This is a genomic window from Streptomyces sp. BE20, from assembly GCF_036322525.1.
Classification (GTDB): domain Bacteria; phylum Actinomycetota; class Actinomycetes; order Streptomycetales; family Streptomycetaceae; genus Kitasatospora.
The window spans coordinates 1-240 of sequence record NZ_JAQYWW010000254.1 but is presented as its reverse complement, the minus strand read 5'-3'; the positions used below and the strand labels follow the sequence as shown (position 1 = coordinate 240).

At 68.8% G+C, this 240-nt stretch carries 1 pseudogene; it reads right to left on the bottom strand.

Features of this window, described 5'->3' with window-relative positions:
- Positions 1-240 (bottom strand): annotated as a pseudogene (locus tag PUR61_RS01515) (IS5/IS1182 family transposase); the annotation flags it as partial.

Here is a 240-nt window from a genome sequence, read left to right as displayed (position 1 = left end):
GTGGATCTTCGACCCGTATTTGCCCCGATCGACAGGATTCGGACCCGTCAACTCCCCTTTTTCAGCGCCCTCATGTTCACCGAGTCGACCGCGCACCTCGACCAGTCCAGCTCGCCCCGTGCGCCGAGCTCCTCCAGGACCACCCGGTGGAGCTTGGCCCACACCCGGGCCCTGCTCCACTCGGTGAAGCGCCGGTGCGCGGTGGGCCCGGACGGACCGAAACAGGGCGGCAGCTGGGCC